The following is a 23193-nucleotide window of genomic DNA, read 5'->3' as shown; positions in this document are numbered from 1 at the left end:
CGCATGAGCAGCATTCTTAAAAACAATTTTATTAAGATTAAGGCAGTGTACGGGCTTAGTGACTGCCAATTATGAATTAGGAATTTTATAGGTCATGGCCTCATTTGAATTTTTCGAAGACGATCATAGCGATAGCAATGGTCAAGCCCGTTTCACTGTGTTTGGTGTAGGCGGTGCGGGTGGTAATGCTGTACAACACATGTTGCAGTCCGATATCCAGGGCGTAAAGTTTGTTTGTGCCAATACGGACAAGCAGGCACTCGATCGCATGGAAGCCGAATTTAAAATTCAGCTGGGTGAGCAAAGTACCCGTGGTCTGGGTGCAGGTGCCAATCCGCAAGTGGGTCAGACTGCAGCAGAAGAAAGCCGTGAACTGATCCGCCAGCAGCTTGAAGGGACCGATATGGTCTTTGTCACTGCGGGTATGGGCGGTGGTACCGGAACGGGTGCTGCGCCAGTGGTTGCTGAAATTGCCAAAGAAATGGGTATCCTGACGGTTGGTGTGGTGACGACGCCATTCAACTTTGAGGGCAAGCGCCGTTTACAATCTGCGGAAAAAGGCATTGAAGCGCTTGAGCAGCATGTCGACTCATTGATCATCATTCCAAATCAGCGTTTATTGAAAGTCTTCCGTGATATTTCAATGAAAGATGCCTATAAAAAAGCGGATGATGTGCTACTGAATGCGGTACGCAGTATTTTTGATCTGGTGGTACGTCCGGGTCATATCAACCTTGACTTCGCCGATTTGAAAACAGCGATGAGTACTCGTGGTTATGCCATGATGGGTGTTGGTTTAGGTCGTGGTGAAAACCGTGCCCGTCAGGCTGCTGAACAGGCTATCCGTAGCCCATTACTCGATAACGTAACCATCATGAATGCCAAAGGTATTCTGATTAACGTAACGGGTGGCGATGATGTCACTTTTGGTGAAATTGAAGAAATCACCGATGTTGTTAACCAGATTGTCGATTTGGATGAAGGTCAGGTGTTCTACGGTACGGTATTTGATCCGGATGCACGTGATGAAATCAGTGTGACCGTGATTGCAACGGGTTTAACCCGTCATGCAGCGGATTCAGTTGAACCGACTAAACGTACCAATGTACAGGCAACGCGCCCAGCAGCAGCTTCACAGGCTGTGGTAGAAGATGACGATGTACCAGCGATTCAGCGCCAACAGCATGAAACCGCTACGCCAGCGAATGCTGCAGCATCAGTTTCGAGCCCGCGTCCAACGCCAATGAGTATTCAGGATTATCTTAAGAATCAACAGCGTAAATAACATGTAACATCATGTGTTTACCATGATTACACAGGAAAGGTGGCTTTTAAGCCACCTTTTTGTTTTTTCTCAATGGCCAAATATGCTAACGTATAGCGGTTTTATTGATGAACAGATGAAAGAAGCATGTTGAAACAACGTACCCTGAAACGTATCGTGAAAGCGAGCGGAATCGGTCTTCACAGTGGGCAAAAAGTCATGATTAACTTTGTGCCGCACCATGCCGATGGGGGAATTGTGTTTCGTCGTATTGACCTGAATCCGCCGGTCGACATTCCTGCCGATGCGATGCTGATTCAGGAAGCTTTCATGTGCTCGAATCTGGTTCAGGAAAATGCCAAAGTCGGTACGATTGAACATGTCATGAGTGCGATTGCCGGTTTAGGAATTGATAACCTGATTATCGAAGTCTCTGCCTCGGAAGTGCCGATTATGGATGGCAGTGCAGGCCCGTTTATCTATTTGCTCATGCAAGGTGGTCTGCAAGAACTGGATGCTGCGAAAAAATTCGTCAAGATTATTAAACCGGTTGAAGCACTGATTGATGATAAGCGTGCCATTTTTAGTCCGCACCATGGCTTCCAGCTGAATTTCACCATTGATTTTGATCATCCTGCTTTTAAAAAAGAACATCAGTCCGCCAGTATCGATTTCTCGACTGAAACTTTTGTTTATGAGGTTAGTGAAGCACGTACCTTTGGTTTTATGAAAGATCTGGATTATCTCAAAGCCAATAATCTGGCACTGGGAGCCAGTTTGGAGAATGCCATTGGTGTGGATGAAACCGGAGTGGTGAATGAAGAGGGTCTAAGGTTCTCTGATGAATTTGTACGCCATAAAATTTTGGATGCAGTCGGGGATTTGTATCTGCTTGGACATCAGATCATTGCCAAATTTGATGGTTATAAATCTGGACATGCTTTGAATAATCAGCTGTTGCGCAATGTGAAAAGTGATCCAAGCTGCTATGAAATTGTAACATTTGATGACGAGGCCAATTGTCCAATCATGTATGTGAATGTGACATAAGTCATTGTGTTTGTGTCTTTATGTTTTAGTTATTGCGTCAATAGTGTGACATTTGTCGCATAATACTGCTTTTCTAATTTATTACATTTGATTGCTATGTTACTTTTTATTGCTTGCCAAACGTAGCAAAGCTTGGCTAAGCTTAGGGTCGCTTATAAAGTCAGCTGCACCACGAAGTAATTCCTGTGTTTCTGCATTTAAGGCTCTTTCAGGTGTTGCTGCAACAGGTTGCGTTTGTGAAGGATTCCGCAAACAAACTTGAAGTTTTGTAAGATCTGTTAATTCATTTATTTGAGAGAGTTGTGAAATGTATTGCTTTTGAAGATAGGCCAATTGACTGATCATGGCCTGGTTTTCACCGGTAATCGTTAACACACCATTTTGATAGCACACAACTTGCCAGCGTTCCGGTTGGGGCAATAGCGGTTGTACGAGTTTCGTAAGTTTCTGCCAGGCAGCAACTTGTGATGAGAGAAACGAAAAGTTTCCTGTTTTTATCTGTTTTCTGGTTTGTTGAAAAACGTTGACAGGTTCCGACATACATAATTCCTACATGTTTATGTCTTAATCTTATGCGCTTCTTTTAGTGGATATCAAGGATAGAGATCTTCAAGGAACTCGATTAAAGCAGTTTAGAGAGGTTTTTTATGCATATGCGACGTATTTTGTTGGCATTTTCTTTATCAGTTTCAGCTGCTTCGGTAGCGTTTGCAGATTTAGTCAATCTAAATCAAGAAAATGGTTCAACAGATCGTATCGAGCAATTGACGCGTACTCTGGCACAGGGTGCATATACTCATCCAGATGATATCGATATTCCAGCGCAAACCAAATTGAATGTCCAGCTACGTGAAAAGCCAGTTGAGCTTAACAATCGCACGCTGGCACAGAAGTATGCAAATACCTCATCTAATCGAGCTGCTGCAAATAGTGCTTATTCCTGGCTGATCGCTCATCCCTTACCCAATTCTCGCGTAAGTTCAAATTACGGTGGTCGTACCATGGGTGGCCGTGCTGAAAATCACTCAGGTCTTGATCTTGCAGCGCCAAGTGGTACACCAATTTATGCCACAGGCCCAGGTATTGTAACCAAATCAGGTTGGGGTACGGGTTATGGTCAATATGTTGAAATCAATCATGGCAATGGCTATTTAACACGTTATGCTCATGCTTCACGTCTTATTGCACGTGTGGGAGAACAGGTACAGGCAGGTGATCATATTGCCAACGTTGGCTGTACTGGCCGCTGTACCGGTCCACACTTGCATTATGAAGTTGTAAAAGACGGTCAACGTAAAAACCCATCTACTTATTTGGCTATGTTACCTTAAGTATAGACCTGAATTTCTATTAGGCTCTTTATACATAAGCATCTCTCCAATAAGCATTTCAAAGCGATTAAGCTAAGGCTCTTCAACCCACATTGAAGGGTTCTTCAGATAATCGCTTTTAAGTCTGATATTATCACCAACTATTATAATGAATGTATAATAAATCTCCTATATTGACTATTTTTTGTTATGTTGTGTAATTAAACGTCACCAATCATTTAGTTCCTAAATAGTACTGCCAAATCGCATTCAGCCAGAGCCATACCTGCTGAGGTCTCAAATATGGTACATATAAGACATTAAATTAGGCTTTTAGGAACTGTAGATTATGGCGTTTTATGGCGATACAGACGCGCAAGAAACCCAAGAATGGCAAGATGCATTTGACTCTGTTTTGCAACACATGGGTACCAAGCGTGCAGCATTTTTATTAGAAAAACTTTATCAACGCGCAATTGCAAAGCATGTTCCTATTCAGCGTTTAAATACTCCCTACTTAAATACGATTTCGGTTGAAGAACAACCGGCAATGCCGGGCGACCAGGATATGGAACGCCGGATTCGTGCGCTGGTTCGCTGGAATGCCTTGGCAATGGTATTGCGCGCAAATAAAACCGGTGATGACCTCGGTGGTCACTTGGCCAGCTTTGCCTCTTCCGCAACTTTATATGATGTCGGTTTTAACCATTTTTTCCGTGCCAACAGTGACAGCTTTGGCGGCGACATGATCTATTATCAAGGTCACTGTGCCCCCGGTATTTACGCGCGTTCGTTTTTAGAAGGCCGTTTGACTGAAGATCATCTGAATAATTTCCGTCGTGAAGTCGGTGGCAAAGGTTTGCCATCTTATCCGCATCCTTATTTGATGCCGGATTATTGGCAGTTCCCAACGGTATCGATGGGTTTGGGCCCAATCATGTCGATTTATCAGGCGCATATTCAAAAGTACCTGATGAACCGTGGCCTGATCAAAGAAGAAGATCGTAAGGTCTGGGCTTATTTGGGCGATGGCGAGATGGACGAGCCAGAAAGCCTCGGTGCAATCTCGCTGGCAGGTCGTGAAAAACTCGACAACCTGATTTGGGTGGTGAACTGTAACTTGCAACGTCTGGATGGTCCGGTACGTGGTAATGGCAAGATCATTCAGGAACTTGAGTCACTATTCCGCGGCGCAGGCTGGCGTGTGATTAAAGTGGTGTGGGGCCGTCATTGGGACCCATTACTGGATAAAGATAAATCTGGCGCACTCAAAGCGGTGATGGAAGAAGCGGTTGATGGTGATTTCCAGCGTTACCAGGTCAAAGGTGGGGCCTATGCACGTGAAAAGTTCTTCGGTAAATACCCAGAAGCCAAAGAGCTGGTCAAGGATTTAAGCGATGAAGATATTGATAATCTGAACCGCGGTGGCCACGACCCGTACAAAGTTTTTGCTGCCTATGCTGAAGCTTGTACTGCCAAAGGTCAACCGACCGTGATTCTGGCGAAAACCGTCAAAGGTTATGGCTTGTCAGAAGAAATCGAAGCAGTCAACAAAACACACCAAATCAAGAAGATGCAAATCAACTCTTTGAAATACGTGCGTGACCGCTTCAACCTGCCATTTACCGATGAGCAATTGGAAGAAGTACCATTCTATCGTCCAAGCGAAAATTCGCCTGAGCTGAAATACATGAAAGCACGTCGTGAAGCATTGGGTGGTTATCTGCCTGCACGTCGGAAGGAAAGCGAGCAACTGGCGATTCCTGAACTTTCGGTATTTGATTCGGTCTTGGCGGGTTCAAATGGTAAAGAACAGTCGACCACGATGGTGATGGTACGTTTAATCTCTGCGCTTCTTAAAGAGAAAGCAATTAAAGACCGTGTTGTTCCGATTGTGCCAGATGAAGCACGTACTTTTGGTTTGGAGGGCATGTTCCGCCAGCTCGGTATCTATGCTGCGCATGGTCAGAAATATACGCCTGAAGACCAAGAACAGTTGATGCATTATCGTGAAGCCAAAGACGGACACATGTTGCAAGAAGGAATTAACGAAGCCGGCGCCATGAGTGCCTGGGCCGCGTTAGGCACCAGTTATTCAACCAATAACCTGCCAATGATCCCGATGTACATGTACTACTCGATGTTCGGTTTCCAGCGTATCGGTGATATTGCATGGGCAGCAGGCGATGCACAGGCACAAGGTTTCTTGCTCGGTGCGACTGCGGGTCGTACTACACTAAACGGCGAAGGCTTGCAGCATCAGGATGGTCATTCCCATATTCTGGCCAATACCATTCCAAACTGTGTCTCTTATGACCCATGTTTTGGTTATGAACTGGCAGTGATCGTGCATGACGGTTTACAACGTATGTATGTGAATCAGGAACGTGTGTTCTATTACCTGACCGTGATGAACGAAAACTACGAGCATCCGGAAATGCCAAAAGGTGTTGAAGAAGGCATCAAGCGTGGTATGTACTTACTGGAAGAAGATGAAAAAGCCACGGTTCAGTTACTGGGCTCGGGTGTGATCCTGCGTGAAGTGATCAAGGCGGCGAAGATTCTGCGTGAGGAATATCAAATTCACTCAAATGTCTACAGTGTCACCAGCTTCAATGAACTGGCACGTGATGGTATGGCATGTGAAGAATACAACCGCCTGCATCCACTTGCTGAGGATGTGAAAGAAGCATGGATATCGAAACAGCTACGCGGTACCGAAGGTATTGTGGTTTCTGCAACCGATCATATGCGTGCCTATAGCGAACAGATTCGTGCCTATCTTCCGGATGGCCGCCCATTTGTGGCACTGGGTACAGATGGTTATGGCCGTTCAGATACACGTGGTAATTTACGTAGCTACTTCGGTGTCGATGCTGCCCATATTGTGGTAGCAACTCTGAAAAAACTGGCAGATGAAGGTGAAGTTGATCCGCGCCTGGTGAAAGACGCGATCTCGACGTTTGAGCTGGATACCGATCGTCCGGTGGCTTGGGCACCGCAAGACACCCCATCTGTACATGCTGTTGCTGACTACAAAGAGGAGAACTAAGCATGCAAATTACGACTCCCGATATTGGTGTAGATCAGGCAACCGTGGCCGAAATTCTGGTCAAAGTCGGTGATACGATTGCGATTGATGACAGCATCGTGCTGCTTGAATCTGATAAAGCCTCTGTTGAAGTGCCCAGCACTTCAGCAGGGGTAGTGAAAAGCATTCTGGTCAGCCAGGGTGATGAAGTGGCTGAAGGCACTGTACTGATTGAACTGCAAGCTGAAGATGGCAGTACGGATGTGGTCGAGCCACAGCAAGCAGATGCCTCACAAAAAACCTCAGAAAATACGCCGACGTCTTTGCCTGATCAGGAAATCATGCAAGAACTGGCATCACATCAGCCAAAAGTTTCTGCTGCGCCTGAGGCTCAAGCAAGTTCACAAGTGGTCGATGTTCAAGTCCCCGATATTGGTGTAGAGAAAGCCACTGTCGGTGAAATTCTGGTCTCTGTCGGTGATGAAATCGAGGTGGATCAAAGCATCGTGGTGGTGGAATCGGACAAGGCGACTGTTGAAGTGCCAAGTACGGTTGCAGGTACGGTGGAATCCATCGACATTAAAGAAGGCGACACGATTAAAGAAGGTGTGGTGATTCTAAAAGTGAAAACTTCAGGATCGATCCCGACTGTTGCAGCAGAAGTGCCAAAAGCTGAAGCTGCGCCAGTTCAAGATGCTAAAGCGGAGCCAGTGGCTCAAGCTGCAGCAGCACCTGCGGGTGATGTTGAAGTGATGGTGCCTGATCTGGGTGTAGACAAAGCAGCTGTGGCTGAAATTCTGGTTTCTGTCGGTGATACGGTTGAAAAAGACCAGAGCATCATTGTGGTGGAATCAGACAAAGCCACGGTTGAAGTGCCAAGCACAACTGCTGGGGTGATCAAGGCGATTCATGTTGAGCTGGGACAAAATGTCTCTGAAGGCATTGCACTGATAACAATTCAAGCTGAAGCGCAAGCAGAGGCTGCACCTGTTGCGGCTAAAGCGGAAGCACCGAAAGCAGCTGTTGCACCAGTAGAGACCACCAAAGCAGCACCTGCGGCATCTTCTACTCCAGCGGTGGCGACCTCTGACAATGCCGACAAGCTGACGAAAGAGCAGAATGTCGCCAACTCGAAAGTCTATGCCGGCCCTGCTGTACGTAAACTGGCACGTGAACTGGGCGTAGTATTGTCAGAAGTTCAGGCTTCAGGTTCCAATGCCCGGGTGATGAAAGAAGATCTGAAGGCTTATGTCAAAGCGCGCCTGACTACGCCACAGGCGGCTCCTGTAGCCGCTGCTGCTCAAGCCACGGGTCTACCAAAATTGCCAGACTTTAGTGCTTTTGGTGGTGTGGAAGAAAAAGCCTTGACGCGTTTGCAACAAGTGTCTATTCCACAGTTGTCGCTGAATAATTTCATTCCGCAAGTGACCCAGTTTGATGCAGCCGATATTACTGAACTGGAAGCGTGGCGTAATGAGCTGAAAGGCAACTTCAAGAAAGAAGGCCTGAGCCTGACCATTATGGCCTTCATCATCAAAGCAGTTGCGCACTTGTTAAAAGAAGAGCGCGAGTTTGCTGGTCACTTGGCCGATGATGGCAAGTCAGTCCTGCTACGTAACGAGATCCATATGGGGATCGCGGTGGCAACGCCAGATGGTTTAACGGTTCCGGTATTGCGTCATCCCGATCAGAAGTCGATTAAACAGATTGCCACTGAGCTGGGAAGCTTGGGTCAAAAAGCGCGTGACAAGAAATTGTCGCCAAAAGATCTGCAAGGGGCGAACTTTACCATTACCAGCCTGGGCTCAATTGGTGGTACTGCATTTACGCCGCTGGTGAACTGGCCGCAAGTGGCAATTCTGGGAATTTCACCTGCCACCATGCAACCCGTCTGGAATGGTGAAGGCTTTGATCCGCGCTTGATGCTACCGTTGTCTTTGTCATACGATCACCGTGTGATTAATGGTGCAGATGCTGCGCGTTTCACCAACAAGCTGACCCAGCTGCTCAAAGATATCCGTACTTTATTGATTTAATCTGATCAGATTATTTCAATCATAGACCCTGCTTCGGCGGGGTTTATTTTTGCCACATTGAAAAATAATGGATTTGATTCTATACTTGGCGCACTTCATTGGGGAGTAGCCGCCTTTTGCGCAAAGCAGAAGGGTGATGGTCAACATATTTGTCCTGAACCGGACATGGTCATCATAGCAAAAAACCAAATGAGCTTCTCGAAGCTTTCTTTTGTTGGCAAGACCTTTGATTTACCACTCTGCAGATTTTGGCTAGCAGGAGCGGTGAGTCATTGGTATTGGATGCTAGCCAGAGAAAGACCTCATGTATGAATTCTTACTGTCGACCGCAATTGTGGCACTGGCTGAAATGGGTGACAAAACCCAACTGCTGGCTTTGCTGCTTGCCGCACGTTTTCGCAAACCCGTTCCTATTTTAGTTGCTATTTTATTGGCGACGCTGATTAACCATGGCCTTTCTGCGGTATTGGGACAATGGATCACCACGGTGATTGGGCCGGAAGTGTTGCTGTGGATTGTGTCGATTGGTTTTATTGCGATGGCGGCCTGGATGCTGATTCCGGATGAACTCGGAGATGAAAATGCCAGTATCAATAAATGGCAAAAATTCGGGGTATTTGCTGCGACCTTCATTTTGTTCTTTCTGGCAGAAATTGGCGATAAAACCCAGATTGCCACAGTCGCGCTGGCAGCACGTTTCGATAGTATATTCTGGGTGATGCTCGGTACCACTTTGGGGATGATGCTGGCCAATGCACCTGCGGTATTTCTAGGAGATAAACTGGCGAACAGGCTGCCGATCAGCCTGATTCATAAAATTGGCGCGGCCATTTTCCTGGTGATTGGTGTCGCCACTCTGCTTCAATATTATTTATTTTAAAAATGCAGTAATAATTGCATGAATCCTGAGCTAAAAACTCAGGATTTTTTATGCCTAAAATAAGCTTAAAACTTTGATAAGTAGTGTGATATGGCCAGTTTTATTGATTGTAAGTTCAACTAAATACTTATATGTTATATGGGTATAAAACAGCACTTTTAAATTTAAATCGGGGAATATATACATGGTTTTTGAACGCACCACATCGCAGGTCCTGTTTGATAACGGGACACATAAATGCATCAGTTTTACCAGTCTGGTCAAAGGTGAAGGCGTTCAGGCAAACCAGTTTTTAATCATTGATAACGAGCGGGCGGCGGTACTCGATCCGGGTGGTGATCTCACCTATGTTCCGCTAACCATGGAACTGAATAAATACACCCGGTTGACCAATCTGGATTATGTCATGGCTTCGCATCAGGATCCTGACATCATTACTTCGATGCCACGCTGGCTGGTATATACCGATGCCAAAGTGGTGGCTTCCAAGCTCTGGGCGCGTTTCTTGCCACATTTAAACTCGGCTTTTATGAGTGACCGGATGAAAGGCAACTGGCTAGATCGGCTGGTCGAGCTCCCGGATCATGGTCAGATCATTCCTCTGGGTAATGCCAATATTGTGGCGGTACCAGCGCATTTTCTGCATTCAGTCGGCAATTTCCAGTTTTATGATCCGATTGCCAAGATCCTGTTTTCGGGAGATATGGGCGCATCGATGGTCGATGATGCTGCCAAACCATTGGAAAACTTTGCGGCGCATATCCCAAAAATGAAAAGCTTTCATCAGCGTTATATGTGCAATAACAAGGTGATTCGTCTTTGGGTGAACATGGTGCGGGGCATGGATATCGAGATGATTGTGCCGCAGCATGGCACGCCTTTTATGGGTAAAGAGCAGATCACCCAGTTTCTGGACTGGATTGAAACGCTGCAATGTGGCACCGACCTGATGGACGAAACTGTTTTTACCTGTCCTGAATAGTTCACAGAAAAATAAAATTTTTCTTGTGTAGAAAAACAACATTTTTTATATTTCTTCTCCAAAAAACTTTTTTTTGATCATGAGAACTTATAAGAAATGTTATCTCAAGTTCCAACACCAGATGCATGTTTAAGCTGCGGGGCGTGCTGCGCCTATTTCAGGGTTTCGTTTTACTGGGCTGAAGGGATTCATATGCCTGAGCATTATACGGAACCTGTAACAGCAGTTTATTCATGTATGGCTGGAACCAATCAAAAAAATCCACGCTGTATTGCACTGGATGGCACCATCGGCCAGCAGGTCAGTTGCGGTATGTATGAGCTGCGCAGTTCATCCTGTAAAGAAGTACAGATCGCCGATGATCAATGCAATAAAGCCCGTTTGGCACATAATATGTTGCCTTTTATTCAGATTGAAAATGATGAAGCTGACAATGATGACAGTTTTGAATACGTCAGCTAAATCGACCCAAAGCAGAGTTTAGGCTCTGCTTTTTAGCTTTTTAAAGTATCGGGATTGAGTTCAAGCATCAGGCTACTGTGGTCAGTTCTTTTCTGATGTCGTATTTCTCAAATTGATTCACTGGAAAAAATCCAGCCCTCAAAACTATTTTAATGCAAAAATAATTTTGCAATTGCAATGAAATTTAAGTCGATATTTGTTTATAATAGTGCACGGAAATTACCAGTGAGACTGTTATGTTGACCATCGTTCAAGACGCGTTAACCTTCGATGATGTCCTATTACTCCCTGCCTATTCTACTGTTCTCCCAAAAGATGTCTCTCTAAAGACACGCCTGACCCGTGGCATTAACCTGAATATTCCTCTTGTGTCTGCAGCGATGGATACGGTGACTGAGTCCCGTATGGCAATTGCAATGGCGCAAAACGGTGGTATCGGTATTTTGCACAAGAACATGGATATCGCTGTTCAGGCTGCAGAAGTGCGCCGTGTGAAAAAATTCGAAGCGGGTATGGTCAAAGACCCGATTACAGTTACTCCTGAAACCACAGTACGTGAATTGATTGCTTTGACTCAAGCCAACAATATCAGTGGTGTACCAGTGGTGAAAGATGGCAAAGTGGTCGGTATTGTCACCGGTCGCGATACACGCTTTGAAACCAATCTTGAGCAGCCAGTCAGCAACATCATGACTGGTCAGGATCGTCTGGTAACAGTTCGCGAAGGCGAATCGAAAGAAAATATCCAAGCCTTATTACAGCAGCACCGTATTGAAAAAGTATTGGTGGTGAATGATCAGCAAGAGCTGAAAGGCTTGATTACGGTGACAGATTTCCGTAAAGCTGAACTTTATCCAAACAGCTGTAAAGATGATTTAGGTCGTCTACGTGTCGGTGCTGCAGTCGGTACCGGTGCAGAAACCCCAAGCCGTGTTGAAGCACTGGTTGAAGCTGGAGTCGATGCGATTGTTGTCGATACAGCACATGGTCATTCTGCGGGTGTGATCGAGCGCGTACGTTGGGTGAAAGCCAACTATCCACAAGTTCAGGTGATTGGCGGTAACATCGCAACTGGTGATGCTGCATTGGCCTTACTTGATGCAGGTGCGGATGCGGTTAAAGTCGGGATTGGTCCGGGTTCAATCTGTACCACACGTATTGTGGCCGGTATTGGTATGCCGCAAATTTCTGCAATCGATTCTGTGGCCAATGCGCTGAAAGATCAGATTCCTTTGATCGCGGATGGTGGTATCCGTTTCTCTGGCGATATGGCCAAAGCGATTGGTGCGGGTGCAAGTACCATTATGGTCGGTTCATTGATGGCCGGTACTGAAGAAGCACCGGGCGAGGTTGAATTCTTCCAGGGCCGTTACTACAAAGCCTACCGCGGTATGGGTTCGTTGGGTGCCATGGCGGGTGCAACCGGTTCGGCTGACCGTTACTTCCAGGACTCTAAAGCCGGTGCCGAGAAACTGGTTCCTGAAGGCATTGAAGGTCGCGTACCGTACAAAGGTCCAATGGGCAATATCGTGCATCAGATGATGGGCGGCCTACGTTCTTCGATGGGTTATACCGGTTCTGCCGTGATTGAAGACCTGCGTCAAAATGCCAAGTTTGTGAAAATCACTTCTGCCGGTATGTCGGAATCACATGTGCATGATGTGACCATTACCAAAGAAGCACCCAACTATCGCGTGGGTTAATCTCCTGTGATTTAAAATTTTTAAAAGCCGTCATGCAAATGACGGCTTTTTTATTTTGGTGTAAAGTGTGGCACAGGGAAAAAATGGGTGAGATCAATCATCCGCTAAGAAGTGAGATAAAGATGAGTTATTTTGGTACGGATGGTATTCGTGGAAAGTTTGGCGAATTGCCGATTACCCCTGAGTTTGCCCTGAAATTGGGGTTTGCAGCCGGTAAGGTTTTAAAGCGTCATAGTAAAAAAGCCAAGCCCTTGGTGGTTTTGGGTAAAGATACCCGTTTGTCTGGCTATATCCTGGAAGCCGCCTTGCAGGCAGGTTTAAATGCGGCTGGCGTCTATGTTCATCTTTTAGGCCCACTGCCAACACCGGCGATTGCCCATTTGACCCGCGCCTTGCATGCCAGCCTGGGAATTGTAATTTCTGCTTCGCATAATCCGTATTTCGATAACGGTATTAAGTTTTTCTCGGCGGAAGGCAAGAAATTACCGGATGCCTTGCAAGAAGAAATCAATCAGGAACTCGAACAAGATTTCATCATTGAAGATACCGCGAGCCTGGGTAAAAGTATCCGGGTCAAAGATGCCAATGGTCGCTATATTGAATTCTGTAAATCGACTTTCCCCTATCATCTGGACTTGAATGAACTCACCATTGTGGTGGATTGTGCCAATGGTGCCGCCTATAACGTCGGGCCTGCTGTGTTCCGTGAGCTGGGCGCACGTGTGATTGCCATTCATAATGAACCGACCGGGTTAAATATCAATAAAGACTGTGGTTCGACTCATCCTGAAAGCTTGCAACAAGCCGTGATCCAGCATCAGGCCGACTTAGGTGTTGCTTTTGATGGCGATGCCGACCGTGTAGTTCTGGTGGATCAGTCTGGAAAGCTGATTGATGGCGACCATATTCTGTATATTCTTGCCACGCAAAGCTCGAAAAAGCCGGCAGGTATCGTCGGTACCTTAATGAGCAATATGGCACTGGAACTGGCACTGGAAAAAGCTCAAGTGCCATTATTACGTGCCAAAGTCGGCGACCGTTATGTGTTGCAAGGTCTGGAAGAAAACGGCTGGACGATTGGTGGCGAGCCTTCTGGGCATATTCTGACCTTGGACAAGAGCACCACCGGCGATGCGATTATTGCCGCCTTGCAAGTGCTGACAGTCATGGTTGAACAGAAGAAAGCCCTGCATGAGCTGGTGGCTGATTTTCAACTGTTGCCAAATGTCCTGGTCAATGTGCGTTTAGATGCCATGTTTGATCCTTATTCAGTACCGGCCTTGGCCGCTGAATTTGAAAAAGCCGAACAGCAGCTTAAAGGGCGTGGCCGCTTGTTGATTCGTAAATCAGGCACTGAACCGGTGATTCGTGTCATGGTGGAAGGCGAAGATTTAAGTGAAGTGACTGCACTGGCAAATTCATTAGCTGATGCTGTACGTGCCAATGCCGCTTAGAGGAAGAAAGAATGAGTGATCTGATCAAAGATCTGAGTGAGCTACGCCTGAATTATCAGAAAGGCGAGCTGCAAGAACAGCAGGTCAACCCGAATCCGCATATGCAGTTCTTGCAATGGTTTAACCATGCACTAGAAGCGAAGCTGCATGAACCCTATGCCATGTCATTGGCAACGGCGGATGCTCAAGGTCGTCCGCATGTGCGTACCGTATTACTGCGCGGGGCGACTGAAGCCGGCTATGACTTCTATACCAATTATGACAGCCAAAAAGGTTTGGATCTGGCCGAAAATCCGTATGCTGAATTATTGTTCTATTGGCAGGATCAGGAACGTCAGATTCGGGTGAGTGGTAAAGTCATCAAGATTTCTGAACAGGAGTCGACTGATTACTATCATAAACGCCCACGTGACAGCCAGATTGCTGCGCATATCAGCACCCCGCAAAGTGGGGTAATTGCCAGCCGTGAAGAGCTGCAACAGCGTTTCTGGGATTTGCATAATCAGGTGGCGAATCAGCAACAGCTGGATAAACCGGAGTTTTGGGGCGGTTATCGTCTCGAACCCGATTATTATGAATTCTGGCAGGGCCGTCCGAACCGTCTGCATGATCGTTTAAGCTATGAGAAAATTGACGGTGCATGGCAATTGCAACGCTTGATGCCTTGATTATGCCAAAAATCATGCCAAAACTTGACATCAAACAGCGCCCCTTTCTGACCCGTCCTGAAAATTTTCAGGGTGTTCCAGCGTTTGTGGCTGAAATTCTGGCCCGTCGCGGGGTGGAGTCCGAGCAGGAACTTGAGCTTAAACTCAAGCATCTGCTGGCACCGACCATGAAAGGCCTGACGGATGCGATTCAGTTGATCGATCAGGCAATTGATCGTGGCCAGAAAATCGTGATTGTCGGCGATTACGATGCCGATGGTGCAACCAGTACTGCACTCATGGTGCTGGCTCTACGTGATATGGGCGCCAAGGTCGAGTATCTGGTACCAGACCGTTTTAAGTATGGCTATGGTCTGACTGCTGCCATTGCCGATCTGGCTTTCGTCAATTTCACGCCTGATTTACTGATTACCGTGGACAACGGCATTTCCAGCCATGACGGAGTAAAACAGGCGCAGGATCACGGCATGCAGGTGATCATTACCGATCATCATCTGACGACCAAGCCGACACCTGAAGCTGAAGCGGTGGTCAATCCTAATCAGCTGGGTTGCGACTTTCCAAGCAAAGCACTGGCCGGGGTCGGGGTGGCGTTTTATGTGCTGGCCAATCTGTCGACCCATCGCAAAAAACTTGGAAAATCCTCTACTGTAATTACCAATTATCTTGATCTGGTGGCACTCGGCACTTATGCTGATGTCGCGAGTCTGGACTATAACAACCGGATTCTGGTCGATGCGGGCCTGAAACGGATTCAGCAAGGGCAGTGCCGCGCAGGGATCAGTGCGCTACTGGATATTGCAAAACGTGATCCGGCAGGTCTAAAAGCGCAAGATCTCGGTTTTGTCTTAGGGCCGCGAATTAATGCAGCCGGACGGATGGAAACCATGGACATCGGGATCGAGTGTCTATTGGCGCCGGATCTGGCAAACGCCTATCCACTGGCCGAACAGTTGAATCAACTGAATGTTGAACGCCGTCAGGTCGAAGCTAAAATCAAGCAGGACGCTTTAAACGAACTTGAGAAAATCCAGCTGGACGAAACTGAATTGCCGGCTGCATTAATCATGTTTGAACAGCATTGGCATCAAGGTGTCATTGGTATTGTGGCGGGGCGTTTAAAAGAGCAATTTCATCGTCCGAGTATTGTCTTTGCGGCAGATGAAGATGGAATGCATATCAAGGGTTCAGCGCGTTCGATTGACGGGATTCATATCCGTGATGCGATTGAACAGGTGGCGGAGCAATATCCCCATTTAGTCAGTCATTTTGGCGGGCATGCAGCGGCAGCGGGTTTAACCCTGAAAAAAGAAAATTTTGCTGAATTTAAGCAGGTCTTTGAAGCACTGATTGCTACGATGGACGCGGATTTATTCACTGCGACTTTATGGACGGATGGGGAGCTATCCGCTTCGGCTTTCCAGATCGAAACAGTCGATATCCTGCAACATTTAAGTCCATGGGGGCAAAAATTCCCCCAACCGATTTTTGATGGTGTGTTCAAAATCATGGACTATCGTTGGCTCAAAGATGTGCATCTTAAATTACGTGTGGCATTGGAGAATGGGCAGGTCGTGGATGCAATCGCCTTCAATGCAGCGGATAAATATGACTTTGATCCGATGAAAGATACGCGCTTGGTTTATGAGCTGGATAAAAATATCTTTAATGGTAATGTCAGCTTGCAAATGCGGATTATCCATTTGGAACAATAGGCCATAAAAAAAACCGCTCGGGTGAGCGGTTTTTTTGCTTTTAATCGGAGGGATTAGAAGCGGAAAGTACCATTGATACCAAACGAGTCAGCACCGTCAGTAGTTGTGTAGTTAACGCCAGCTGCAATTGCAGGGGTAAAGAATTTTTGAGTACGAACACTAAAAATAGTATCTGATTCATCAGCAGTAGAGTCAGCAAAAGAAACACCAACGCTAAGTGTAGGATCAATATAAAGATCAGCAGCTAAACGATAAGCAGTTTCATCACCGAAATATGTTACTCCCTCGAAATTAGTAAAATGATTACCAATTTGAGTCACATATTTAGCTCGCAAAGAAACAGCGGTGTCTTCACCTACAGCTACACCGTAACCAAGGGTGCTAGCAAATCCAATTTTAGAAGCAAGCATAGGATCTACACTTTCTTTAGCAACTCCTAGAGCCAACAATAACCCATTAACTGGTAAGTAACCAGCTTCTAAAGAATAGCCAGTAGTGTCATCAGATTCATCATAAGTAAACCCAGGAGCACGTGCGCTAGCTGTATAATCCACTTGGTTTAAACTACCAGAAATATAAAATTGAGAGTTAGGAATAAAGAATTCACCATTAACACCAATAATCTCAAACTCTTCTTCTGCATTAATACCAGCTTCGCTCAATTCATTTTGAGCATTAACGTATCCTAAACCAATATTACTAGCTTTATTTAAAAAGGCAGCTTCAGCTAGAGGAGCATTTTTAGTATTTACGGTATTTAAGTAGTATTTACCGTTAACAAAAAATAAATCCCCATCAGAGTCAAGTTCAAATCCACCTAGATTATTTTCAAAGTCAGTGTTTTCATACCCAACATTAAGTTCAGTTTGGTAAGCATGTGCAGTTCCCAGGCCAGCAAGAAGTGCTGTAGCAAGAGCAAGTTTCTTAAACATTTAGATTTTCTCTCTTTGTTATAAAAATATGACTGTATTATTAACAGTTGTAACAAATTGTACAGTTTATATTCGCCGAGTCAATGTGCAAAAAATACCTAAATGCTGATTAAAAGTGCAATAAAAAAACCCATCCGAGGATGGGTTTTTTTATAAATGGCTAATCTGTGGTTTTAGATTAGAAGCGGTATTTCGCTGCTACACCAAATTTGTTGTAATCATTGTTGCCTACTTCACCAAAACCAACTCGACCTTCCAGGCTCACTTGCTGGTTAATGAATTTACGAGCACTGATCCCGAACTCATTGGTATCTGTAGGGCCAAGATCTTTACTTGCGTAATCTACACCAACACTGAGTGTCTTATCGATAAAGTAGTCTGCTGCCAGATTGTATTCATCTAGATCACCAAAGCCTGCGCCAGCTTCCAGGTTGATATCTTTACCATTACTAAGTGTAGTCACATATTTAGCACGTAATGTTGGATCTACGCCGTCATCATAGTCATTATCATAACCTTTTAAACCGGCAGCAATTAATAGGCCCGGTGCTGGAAGGTAACCGATTTCAGCGCCATAAACGGTTTCATCAAAGTTTTCATAATCATCACGACCAATATTACCGCTTAGGTAGAAATCTGAATTTGGTACAAAGTATTCAGCACCTACGCCGTAACGATGACGGTCATTATTACCAACTTCATCATACTGATATTGAGCACTTACATTGCTGGCACGATCAAGGAATGCTGCTTCTGCTAATGGGGCATTACGTGTTTGAACTGGATTGAAGTAATATGTACCATCAACACCGAAAGAACCGTTAGTTCCGCCGACATCTTGATCAACTACTCCTGCTGATGCACCGATTTCCGTTTGGTAGGCATGTGCTGCTGTACCAGTCAAAGCCATCGCTGAAAGTAGTGCCGAAGCAATCGCTAATTTTTTCATGGTTACTACCCCTCAAATCTTTAGTTAAAAACATTACACTTTTTGTTACAACTTTCAGTCTAGAGCAATTTCAAAGATCGTCAATCAAAGGAAAGTTACAGCAATGTGAATAGCGTAATCTTATGTAATCTTTTCTAAATAAGTAACTGAATAATAAAATTAAATTTATAATGTAGTGTTTTATTAAAACTGTGTAGATATTGTGGAATGTATTGAATTTGCTGATTTTTTATTCAATTTGGTAGATATTTTTAGACGATAAAATTAAATGAAAAACTATATTTTGATAATGAATGCGAGATGCGAAATCCGATCAAGCTTCAGATCAAAACGACATTTAATAACCGATTCAATTGTCAAAAATTTCCTGACGAAAACATAACTCTAAATTGTGATGACATTCGAGCTTTGCACCGGATAGATCACACTAAAATAGCAGAAATAGACTGTGCTATAATCTCGGGCTAAATAATTTGTGCCTAATTTTGATTGAGAGTAATTCACGTGGAAATTAATCCGTATCTAAACCAATTAAAAGACTTAAACGAACGTGGTCAAACACTACGGGGGTATCTTTGACTACGATCTGAAAAAAGAGCGTTTAGAAGAAGTCCTGCGTGAATTAGAAGATCCCACCATCTGGAATGACCAGAGTCGTGCCCAGGCCATGGCCAAAGAAAAAGGCGAACTTGAGAACGTATTAAATGTGCTGGATGGTTTGACCACACAGCTTGAAGATGCGCAGGCCTTGCTTGATCTGGCAGTGGAAGCGGATGATGAAGGCTTACTGGAAGATGTACAGGCTGAACTGACTACAGCTGAAGAAGAACTGGCTAAACTTGAATTCCGTCGTATGTTCAACAATCCGATGGATCCTAATCCTTGTTATTTAGAAATTCAGGCCGGTTCGGGTGGTACTGAAGCGCAGGACTGGGCATCCATGCTCATGCGGATGTACCTGCGCTGGATTGAACGTCATGGCTTTAAAGCAGAAATCATGGAAGAATCGGACGGTGATGTTGCAGGGCTTAAATCAGCGACGATTCGTGTAGACGGTGAATATGCCTATGGCTGGTTACGTACAGAATCTGGGGTGCATCGTTTAGTGCGTAAATCGCCATTTGACTCGGGCAACCGTCGTCATACCTCATTCTCGGCTGTGTTTGTTTCGCCTGAAGTCGATGACAATATTGAGATCGAAATTAATCCGGCAGATGTGCGTACTGATACCTATCGTGCATCGGGTGCCGGTGGTCAGCATATTAACAAAACAGATTCTGCGGTTCGTTTAACGCATGCACCGACCGGGATTGTAGTGGCCTGTCAGAACCAGCGTTCACAGCATGCCAACCGCGACCATGCCTGGAAGCAGTTACGCGCCAAACTTTATGAACGTGAAATGCAAATTCGTAATGATGCTGCAAAAGCGCTGGAAGATACCAAGTCTGATATCGGCTGGGGAAGCCAGATTCGTTCATACGTTCTGGATGATTCACGTATTAAAGACTTACGTACCAGTGTCGAAAGTTCCAATACCGGCGCGGTTCTGGATGGCGATCTGGATAAATTTATCGAAGCAAGCTTGAAACAGGGCTTGTAAGAAATCGTTTAAGCTTGTAAGAAATCGTTTAAATAGCTGGCGTAACCAAGTTAGTACAGACTGTGACTCTTATATCTAAATTTATCGATATATAAATCGATAAAATGCGATATAATCGGTTTAGATGCTGAAACAAGTTTTGTTACGCCACAGATTGTGATGTACCTATGGATCTTGATCTAATTTTTAAAGCCTTAGCCAATCCGATACGTCGGCAGATTCTGGAATGGTTGAAATCGCCAGAACAATATCTGTCTGTGGAAGAGTGTGGCGGCTTTCAACGCGGGGTTTGTGCAGGGCAGATTGAAAAGTTAGGACAAGTCTCTCAGTCCACCATGTCCAATCATTTGTCTGTCTTGCAGCAGGCCGGTTTAATCACCGCGACCAAGCACGGACAATGGTCTTATTTCTCGCGTAATGAAGCTTTGATTCAGCAATATATCGACTATATGCAACAACACCTTTAATCCAACAGGTGGGAGTACCGATGGCTGAATTAAATTCTCCTTTAACGCTTGGCGCGTTAGAACTTAAAAACCGTGTCATCATGGCGCCGCTTACGCGTAGTCGTGCAACTGACGACCGCGTACCAACGCCAATGATGGCCGAATACTATGCACAACGTGCAAGTGCCGGTTTAATCATTTCTGAAGCCACGGTGATTTCTGAAGAAGCCAATGGTTACCGCAATACTCCTGGTCTCTTTACTGATGCGCAGGTAGCAGGCTGGCAGCAGGTGACTCAAGCGGTACATGACCAAGGTGGCCTGATTGTGGCGCAGCTGTGGCATGTGGGCCGTGTGTCTGATCCAGAACTGTTAAATGGTGAAACGCCAGTATCGGCGAGCAGTGTACAACAGGCCGGTCATGTCAGTTTATTACGTCCAAAACGTCCTTATGTGTTGCCGCGCGCGCTGGAAATTTCTGAAATTCATGCGATTACCGAACAATATAAACAGGCGGCAATTTGCGCCAAAGCTGCCGGTTTTGATGGAGTTGAACTGCATGCCGCCAATGGTTATCTGATTGACCAGTTCCTGCAAACCAAGACCAACCAGCGTGAAGATGAATACGGTGGTTCAGTCGAAAACCGTGCCCGTTTCCTGCTGGAAGTCATGGATGCACTGATTGATGTCTGGGGTGCAGACCGTGTCGGAATTCATTTGGCACCGCGTGGCGATGAACACGATATGGGCGACAATGATCCACGTGAAACCTTCGGTTATGTCATGGAACAGTTGGGCAAGCGCCAGATCGCGTTCTTCTTTACCCGTGAATATCTGGCGGAAGACAGTATCTCGGAGTATATGAAACAGCGCTCAAACGGCGTGCCGTATATGGCCAATATGCGTTTAAGTCGTGACGATGCGATTGAATTGCTGGCTTCAGGCAAAGCAGATGCGGTAGCTTTTGGTAAGGCTTATATTGCCAATCCGGATTTATACGAGCGCCTGCTCGAAGATGCACCGCTGAATGAACTAAAGCTGGAAAATATGATCGGAACCAATGTCGCAGAAGGCTATATTGATTATCCGACATTGGCTGAAGCAGACGCTTTAACTACTGTAGAATAATCTAAAAATGAGCCACATCGATTAACATGTCGATGTGGCTCTGTTATATTTTGTCGATTGAATCTGTTTCGAGGCGCATTTGGCTACTCCATTTTGGTATAACGCAGCGTTAGCTCTGATTAAACCCTTATATCAATCGCGTATTCGTAAACGTGCGACCGATCCTGAACAATTACAACAAGAACTGACAGAACGTTTCGGCCCATTTCAGCCGCCCAAAAATCTGCATGCCATCTGGTTTCATGTGGTCTCGGTCGGTGAGACCAATGCTGCCCAGCCTCTCATCGAACATTATTTAAAATCGGGTCATCCGGTGCTGGTCACCAATACCACCAAAACCGGTCAGGCACGGGCCAAATCACTTTTTTTAAAAGCACCTTATCTGGATTTATTTCAAGCGGTCTATTTACCTGCTGATCAGAAAGTACTGATTGGTGATTTTTATCAGCAGTATCAGCCAAAACTGTTATTGCTGATGGAAACCGAGCTTTGGCCGAATCTGCTGGATCAGGCACCAGAGTTTGATGTGCCCAGTATATTATTGAATGCGCGTCTTTCGGAAAAGTCAGCCAAGGGCTATGCCAGGGTTAAAGGTCTGACCCGGAGCATGCTACAGCAGTTAAGTCAGCTTTTGGCACAGGATACTGCCACCCAGCAGCGTTATATCGAGTTGGGAATCACCGCCGAAAAAACCCAGGTTTTGGGCAATATCAAATTTGATATTACTGCACCACAAAGTTTTGTAGAACATGCTGCAAACTTGAAGCAAGCATGGCAACTGGCAGGTCGCAAAATTATGATACTGGCCAGTACCCATGCGCCTGAAGAAAAAGAAATTCTAAGCGCTTTAAAATCGGCTTTAGATAGCAACCCAAAACTTTTATGTATCGTCGTACCCCGTCATCCGGAACGTTTTGATGAGGTGTTTCAGGCTGCACAGAGTTTAAATTTAATAACTCAGCGCCGTAGTTTGGCCCAGAACATTGAAGCAGATACCCAGGTTTATCTGGCGGACTCGATGGGGGAAATGTGGCTCTGGTATGCTTTGAGTCAAGCCTGTTATGTCGGTGGCTCGCTGAATGAGCCGGGTGGTGGGCATAATATTCTGGAGCCGATTGCCTTGAATGTACCGACTGTTTTAGGCAAAAACTATTTTAATTTTCAGACCATTGTCGATGAATTCGTTCAAGCAGATGCAGTAGAAGTTGTGCAGGATGCGCAGCAGGCGGCAGAGGTATTGCTGGAACTTTTGCAAGATCAAATCAAGGCACAACGTTTAAATACAGCAGCGCAGAGAATTATGCAGTTAAATACGGGATCGCTTGCCAAGCATATTCAGGTGATTGATCGGTATCTTTAATTGATATTGATAAGTAACAGATATTGGATTTACCAAGACGGCAGGGATGCCGTCGTTAGGCTGTGTGGATTGAAGTTTTTTCAATATTTCTAAGCTGGCTTATCTAGCCTACTTTTCAAAGATGAAAAGTAGCAAAAATCTTTTGTATCACTGAAGGGATGTCCTTATCCCTCAGGGATACGCGCGACATCCATGTCGCCACCCTCTAGCGGATAGAGGTCATT

At 45.5% G+C, this 23193-nt stretch carries 19 protein-coding genes and 1 riboswitch; of the genes, 16 read left to right on the top strand and 3 right to left on the bottom strand.

Going from position 1 to position 23193, the window contains the following annotated elements:
* Positions 1-94 precede the first annotated feature (94 nt).
* Positions 95-1285 carry a cell division protein FtsZ gene (gene ftsZ / locus KT990_RS07605; RefSeq protein ID WP_005095029.1) on the top strand — a complete coding sequence of 397 codons (1191 nt, stop codon included), beginning with the start codon at positions 95-97 and terminating at the stop codon, positions 1283-1285.
* Between the two features lie 126 nt (positions 1286-1411).
* The gene (gene lpxC / locus KT990_RS07600; protein WP_005095032.1) at positions 1412-2314 is read left to right on the top strand and encodes a UDP-3-O-acyl-N-acetylglucosamine deacetylase; all 903 of its coding nucleotides are present in this window, start codon (positions 1412-1414) and stop codon (positions 2312-2314) included.
* Positions 2315-2413: 99 nt separating this feature from the next.
* Here the strand turns inward: lpxC and KT990_RS07595 are convergent, their stop codons facing one another.
* Positions 2414-2854 (bottom strand): DciA family protein, encoded by a 441-nt coding sequence (locus KT990_RS07595; RefSeq protein ID WP_005095034.1) that lies wholly within the window; start codon positions 2852-2854, stop codon positions 2414-2416.
* A 107-nt stretch (positions 2855-2961) separates the two neighbouring features.
* On the opposite strand from KT990_RS07595, the gene KT990_RS07590 reads away from it, so the two are divergent.
* The 10 genes from KT990_RS07590 (at position 2962) to recJ (ending at position 16555) form a co-directional block, all read left to right on the top strand.
* The gene (locus KT990_RS07590) at positions 2962-3645 is read left to right on the top strand and encodes a M23 family metallopeptidase (RefSeq protein WP_005173245.1); all 684 of its coding nucleotides are present in this window, start codon (positions 2962-2964) and stop codon (positions 3643-3645) included.
* Between the two features lie 328 nt (positions 3646-3973).
* Complete coding sequence (gene aceE / locus KT990_RS07585) at positions 3974-6676, top strand: pyruvate dehydrogenase (acetyl-transferring), homodimeric type (RefSeq protein WP_218208572.1); 2703 nt, start codon at positions 3974-3976, stop codon at positions 6674-6676.
* Positions 6677-6678: 2 nt separating this feature from the next.
* Positions 6679-8691, top strand: coding sequence for a 2-oxo acid dehydrogenase subunit E2 (locus KT990_RS07580; protein ID WP_159138385.1), 2013 nt, complete (start codon positions 6679-6681; stop codon positions 8689-8691).
* 88 nt (positions 8692-8779) lie between these two features.
* Positions 8780-8907: riboswitch (yybP-ykoY riboswitch) on the top strand.
* An 88-nt stretch (positions 8908-8995) separates the two neighbouring features.
* Positions 8996-9571 (top strand): TMEM165/GDT1 family protein, encoded by a 576-nt coding sequence (locus tag KT990_RS07575; protein WP_005173234.1) that lies wholly within the window; start codon positions 8996-8998, stop codon positions 9569-9571.
* Between the two features lie 184 nt (positions 9572-9755).
* Complete coding sequence (locus KT990_RS07570; RefSeq protein WP_074383865.1) at positions 9756-10553, top strand: MBL fold metallo-hydrolase; 798 nt, start codon at positions 9756-9758, stop codon at positions 10551-10553.
* 96 nt (positions 10554-10649) lie between these two features.
* The gene (locus KT990_RS07565; protein ID WP_074383866.1) at positions 10650-11015 is read left to right on the top strand and encodes a YkgJ family cysteine cluster protein; all 366 of its coding nucleotides are present in this window, start codon (positions 10650-10652) and stop codon (positions 11013-11015) included.
* Between the two features lie 236 nt (positions 11016-11251).
* Positions 11252-12718, top strand: coding sequence for an IMP dehydrogenase (gene guaB, locus KT990_RS07560; RefSeq protein ID WP_005095051.1), 1467 nt, complete (start codon positions 11252-11254; stop codon positions 12716-12718).
* A 122-nt stretch (positions 12719-12840) separates the two neighbouring features.
* On the top strand, positions 12841-14172 hold the full coding sequence (gene glmM, locus KT990_RS07555) for a phosphoglucosamine mutase (protein WP_074383868.1): 1332 nt from the start codon (positions 12841-12843) through the stop codon (positions 14170-14172).
* 11 nt (positions 14173-14183) lie between these two features.
* Positions 14184-14840, top strand: a complete 657-nt coding sequence (pdxH, locus tag KT990_RS07550; RefSeq protein WP_005173224.1) for a pyridoxamine 5'-phosphate oxidase — start codon at positions 14184-14186, stop codon at positions 14838-14840.
* Between the two features lie 14 nt (positions 14841-14854).
* Positions 14855-16555, top strand: a complete 1701-nt coding sequence (gene recJ, locus KT990_RS07545; RefSeq protein WP_218209377.1) for a single-stranded-DNA-specific exonuclease RecJ — start codon at positions 14855-14857, stop codon at positions 16553-16555.
* Between the two features lie 53 nt (positions 16556-16608).
* Here the strand turns inward: recJ and KT990_RS07540 are convergent, their stop codons facing one another.
* Both KT990_RS07540 and KT990_RS07535 read right to left on the bottom strand, forming a co-directional pair.
* Positions 16609-17487, bottom strand: coding sequence for a putative porin (locus KT990_RS07540; protein WP_218208571.1), 879 nt, complete (start codon positions 17485-17487; stop codon positions 16609-16611).
* A gap of 178 nt (positions 17488-17665) precedes the next feature.
* Positions 17666-18436 carry a putative porin gene (locus tag KT990_RS07535; protein WP_074383870.1) on the bottom strand — a complete coding sequence of 257 codons (771 nt, stop codon included), beginning with the start codon at positions 18434-18436 and terminating at the stop codon, positions 17666-17668.
* 504 nt (positions 18437-18940) lie between these two features.
* Between KT990_RS07535 and prfB the strand changes: the two genes are divergently transcribed.
* The 4 genes from prfB to KT990_RS07515 all read left to right on the top strand — a co-directional run bounded on the left by prfB (position 18941) and on the right by KT990_RS07515 (position 22969).
* Positions 18941-20036 (top strand): peptide chain release factor 2 gene (gene prfB, locus KT990_RS07530; protein ID WP_100329506.1). Its coding sequence is split into 2 segments (ribosomal slippage): positions 18941-19012 and positions 19014-20036, totalling 1095 coding nucleotides; the frame shifts between segments, so codons are not numbered across the junction.
* 167 nt (positions 20037-20203) lie between these two features.
* Entirely contained in the window at positions 20204-20503 is a 300-nt protein-coding gene (locus KT990_RS07525) for an ArsR/SmtB family transcription factor (RefSeq protein WP_005173210.1), read from the top strand.
* Between the two features lie 20 nt (positions 20504-20523).
* Positions 20524-21609: an alkene reductase gene (locus KT990_RS07520; RefSeq protein WP_218208570.1), complete on the top strand. Its 1086-nt coding sequence runs from the start codon at positions 20524-20526 to the stop codon at positions 21607-21609.
* 79 nt (positions 21610-21688) lie between these two features.
* Positions 21689-22969: a 3-deoxy-D-manno-octulosonic acid transferase gene (locus KT990_RS07515; RefSeq protein ID WP_100329505.1), complete on the top strand. Its 1281-nt coding sequence runs from the start codon at positions 21689-21691 to the stop codon at positions 22967-22969.
* Positions 22970-23193: the final 224 nt, after the last annotated feature.

Origin of the sequence: Acinetobacter sp. F9 (genome assembly GCF_019195275.1) — a bacterium.
GTDB lineage: Bacteria > Pseudomonadota > Gammaproteobacteria > Pseudomonadales > Moraxellaceae > Acinetobacter > Acinetobacter pseudolwoffii.
Note: the sequence above shows the minus strand (reverse complement) of the source record. Positions and strands in the feature narration are given on the sequence as shown.

What these genes read in the sequence shown, in the direction of transcription:
- glmM (WP_074383868.1), top strand. Translation starts at nt 12,841, where the DNA reads ATGAGTTATTTTGGTACGGATGGTATTCGTGGAAAGTTTGGCGAATTG.
- KT990_RS07575 (WP_005173234.1), top strand. Translation starts at nt 8,996, where the DNA reads ATGTATGAATTCTTACTGTCGACCGCAATTGTGGCACTGGCTGAAATG.
- aceE (WP_218208572.1), top strand. Translation starts at nt 3,974, where the DNA reads ATGGCGTTTTATGGCGATACAGACGCGCAAGAAACCCAAGAATGGCAA.
- KT990_RS07540 (WP_218208571.1), bottom strand. Translation starts at nt 17,487, where the DNA reads ATGTTTAAGAAACTTGCTCTTGCTACAGCACTTCTTGCTGGCCTGGGA.
- KT990_RS07520 (WP_218208570.1), top strand. Translation starts at nt 20,524, where the DNA reads ATGGCTGAATTAAATTCTCCTTTAACGCTTGGCGCGTTAGAACTTAAA.
- KT990_RS07580 (WP_159138385.1), top strand. Translation starts at nt 6,679, where the DNA reads ATGCAAATTACGACTCCCGATATTGGTGTAGATCAGGCAACCGTGGCC.
- KT990_RS07525 (WP_005173210.1), top strand. Translation starts at nt 20,204, where the DNA reads ATGGATCTTGATCTAATTTTTAAAGCCTTAGCCAATCCGATACGTCGG.
- ftsZ (WP_005095029.1), top strand. Translation starts at nt 95, where the DNA reads ATGGCCTCATTTGAATTTTTCGAAGACGATCATAGCGATAGCAATGGT.
- KT990_RS07535 (WP_074383870.1), bottom strand. Translation starts at nt 18,436, where the DNA reads ATGAAAAAATTAGCGATTGCTTCGGCACTACTTTCAGCGATGGCTTTG.
- KT990_RS07565 (WP_074383866.1), top strand. Translation starts at nt 10,650, where the DNA reads ATGTTATCTCAAGTTCCAACACCAGATGCATGTTTAAGCTGCGGGGCG.
- KT990_RS07590 (WP_005173245.1), top strand. Translation starts at nt 2,962, where the DNA reads ATGCATATGCGACGTATTTTGTTGGCATTTTCTTTATCAGTTTCAGCT.
- recJ (WP_218209377.1), top strand. Translation starts at nt 14,855, where the DNA reads ATGCCAAAACTTGACATCAAACAGCGCCCCTTTCTGACCCGTCCTGAA.
- lpxC (WP_005095032.1), top strand. Translation starts at nt 1,412, where the DNA reads ATGTTGAAACAACGTACCCTGAAACGTATCGTGAAAGCGAGCGGAATC.
- KT990_RS07570 (WP_074383865.1), top strand. Translation starts at nt 9,756, where the DNA reads ATGGTTTTTGAACGCACCACATCGCAGGTCCTGTTTGATAACGGGACA.
- pdxH (WP_005173224.1), top strand. Translation starts at nt 14,184, where the DNA reads ATGAGTGATCTGATCAAAGATCTGAGTGAGCTACGCCTGAATTATCAG.
- guaB (WP_005095051.1), top strand. Translation starts at nt 11,252, where the DNA reads ATGTTGACCATCGTTCAAGACGCGTTAACCTTCGATGATGTCCTATTA.
- KT990_RS07595 (WP_005095034.1), bottom strand. Translation starts at nt 2,854, where the DNA reads ATGTCGGAACCTGTCAACGTTTTTCAACAAACCAGAAAACAGATAAAA.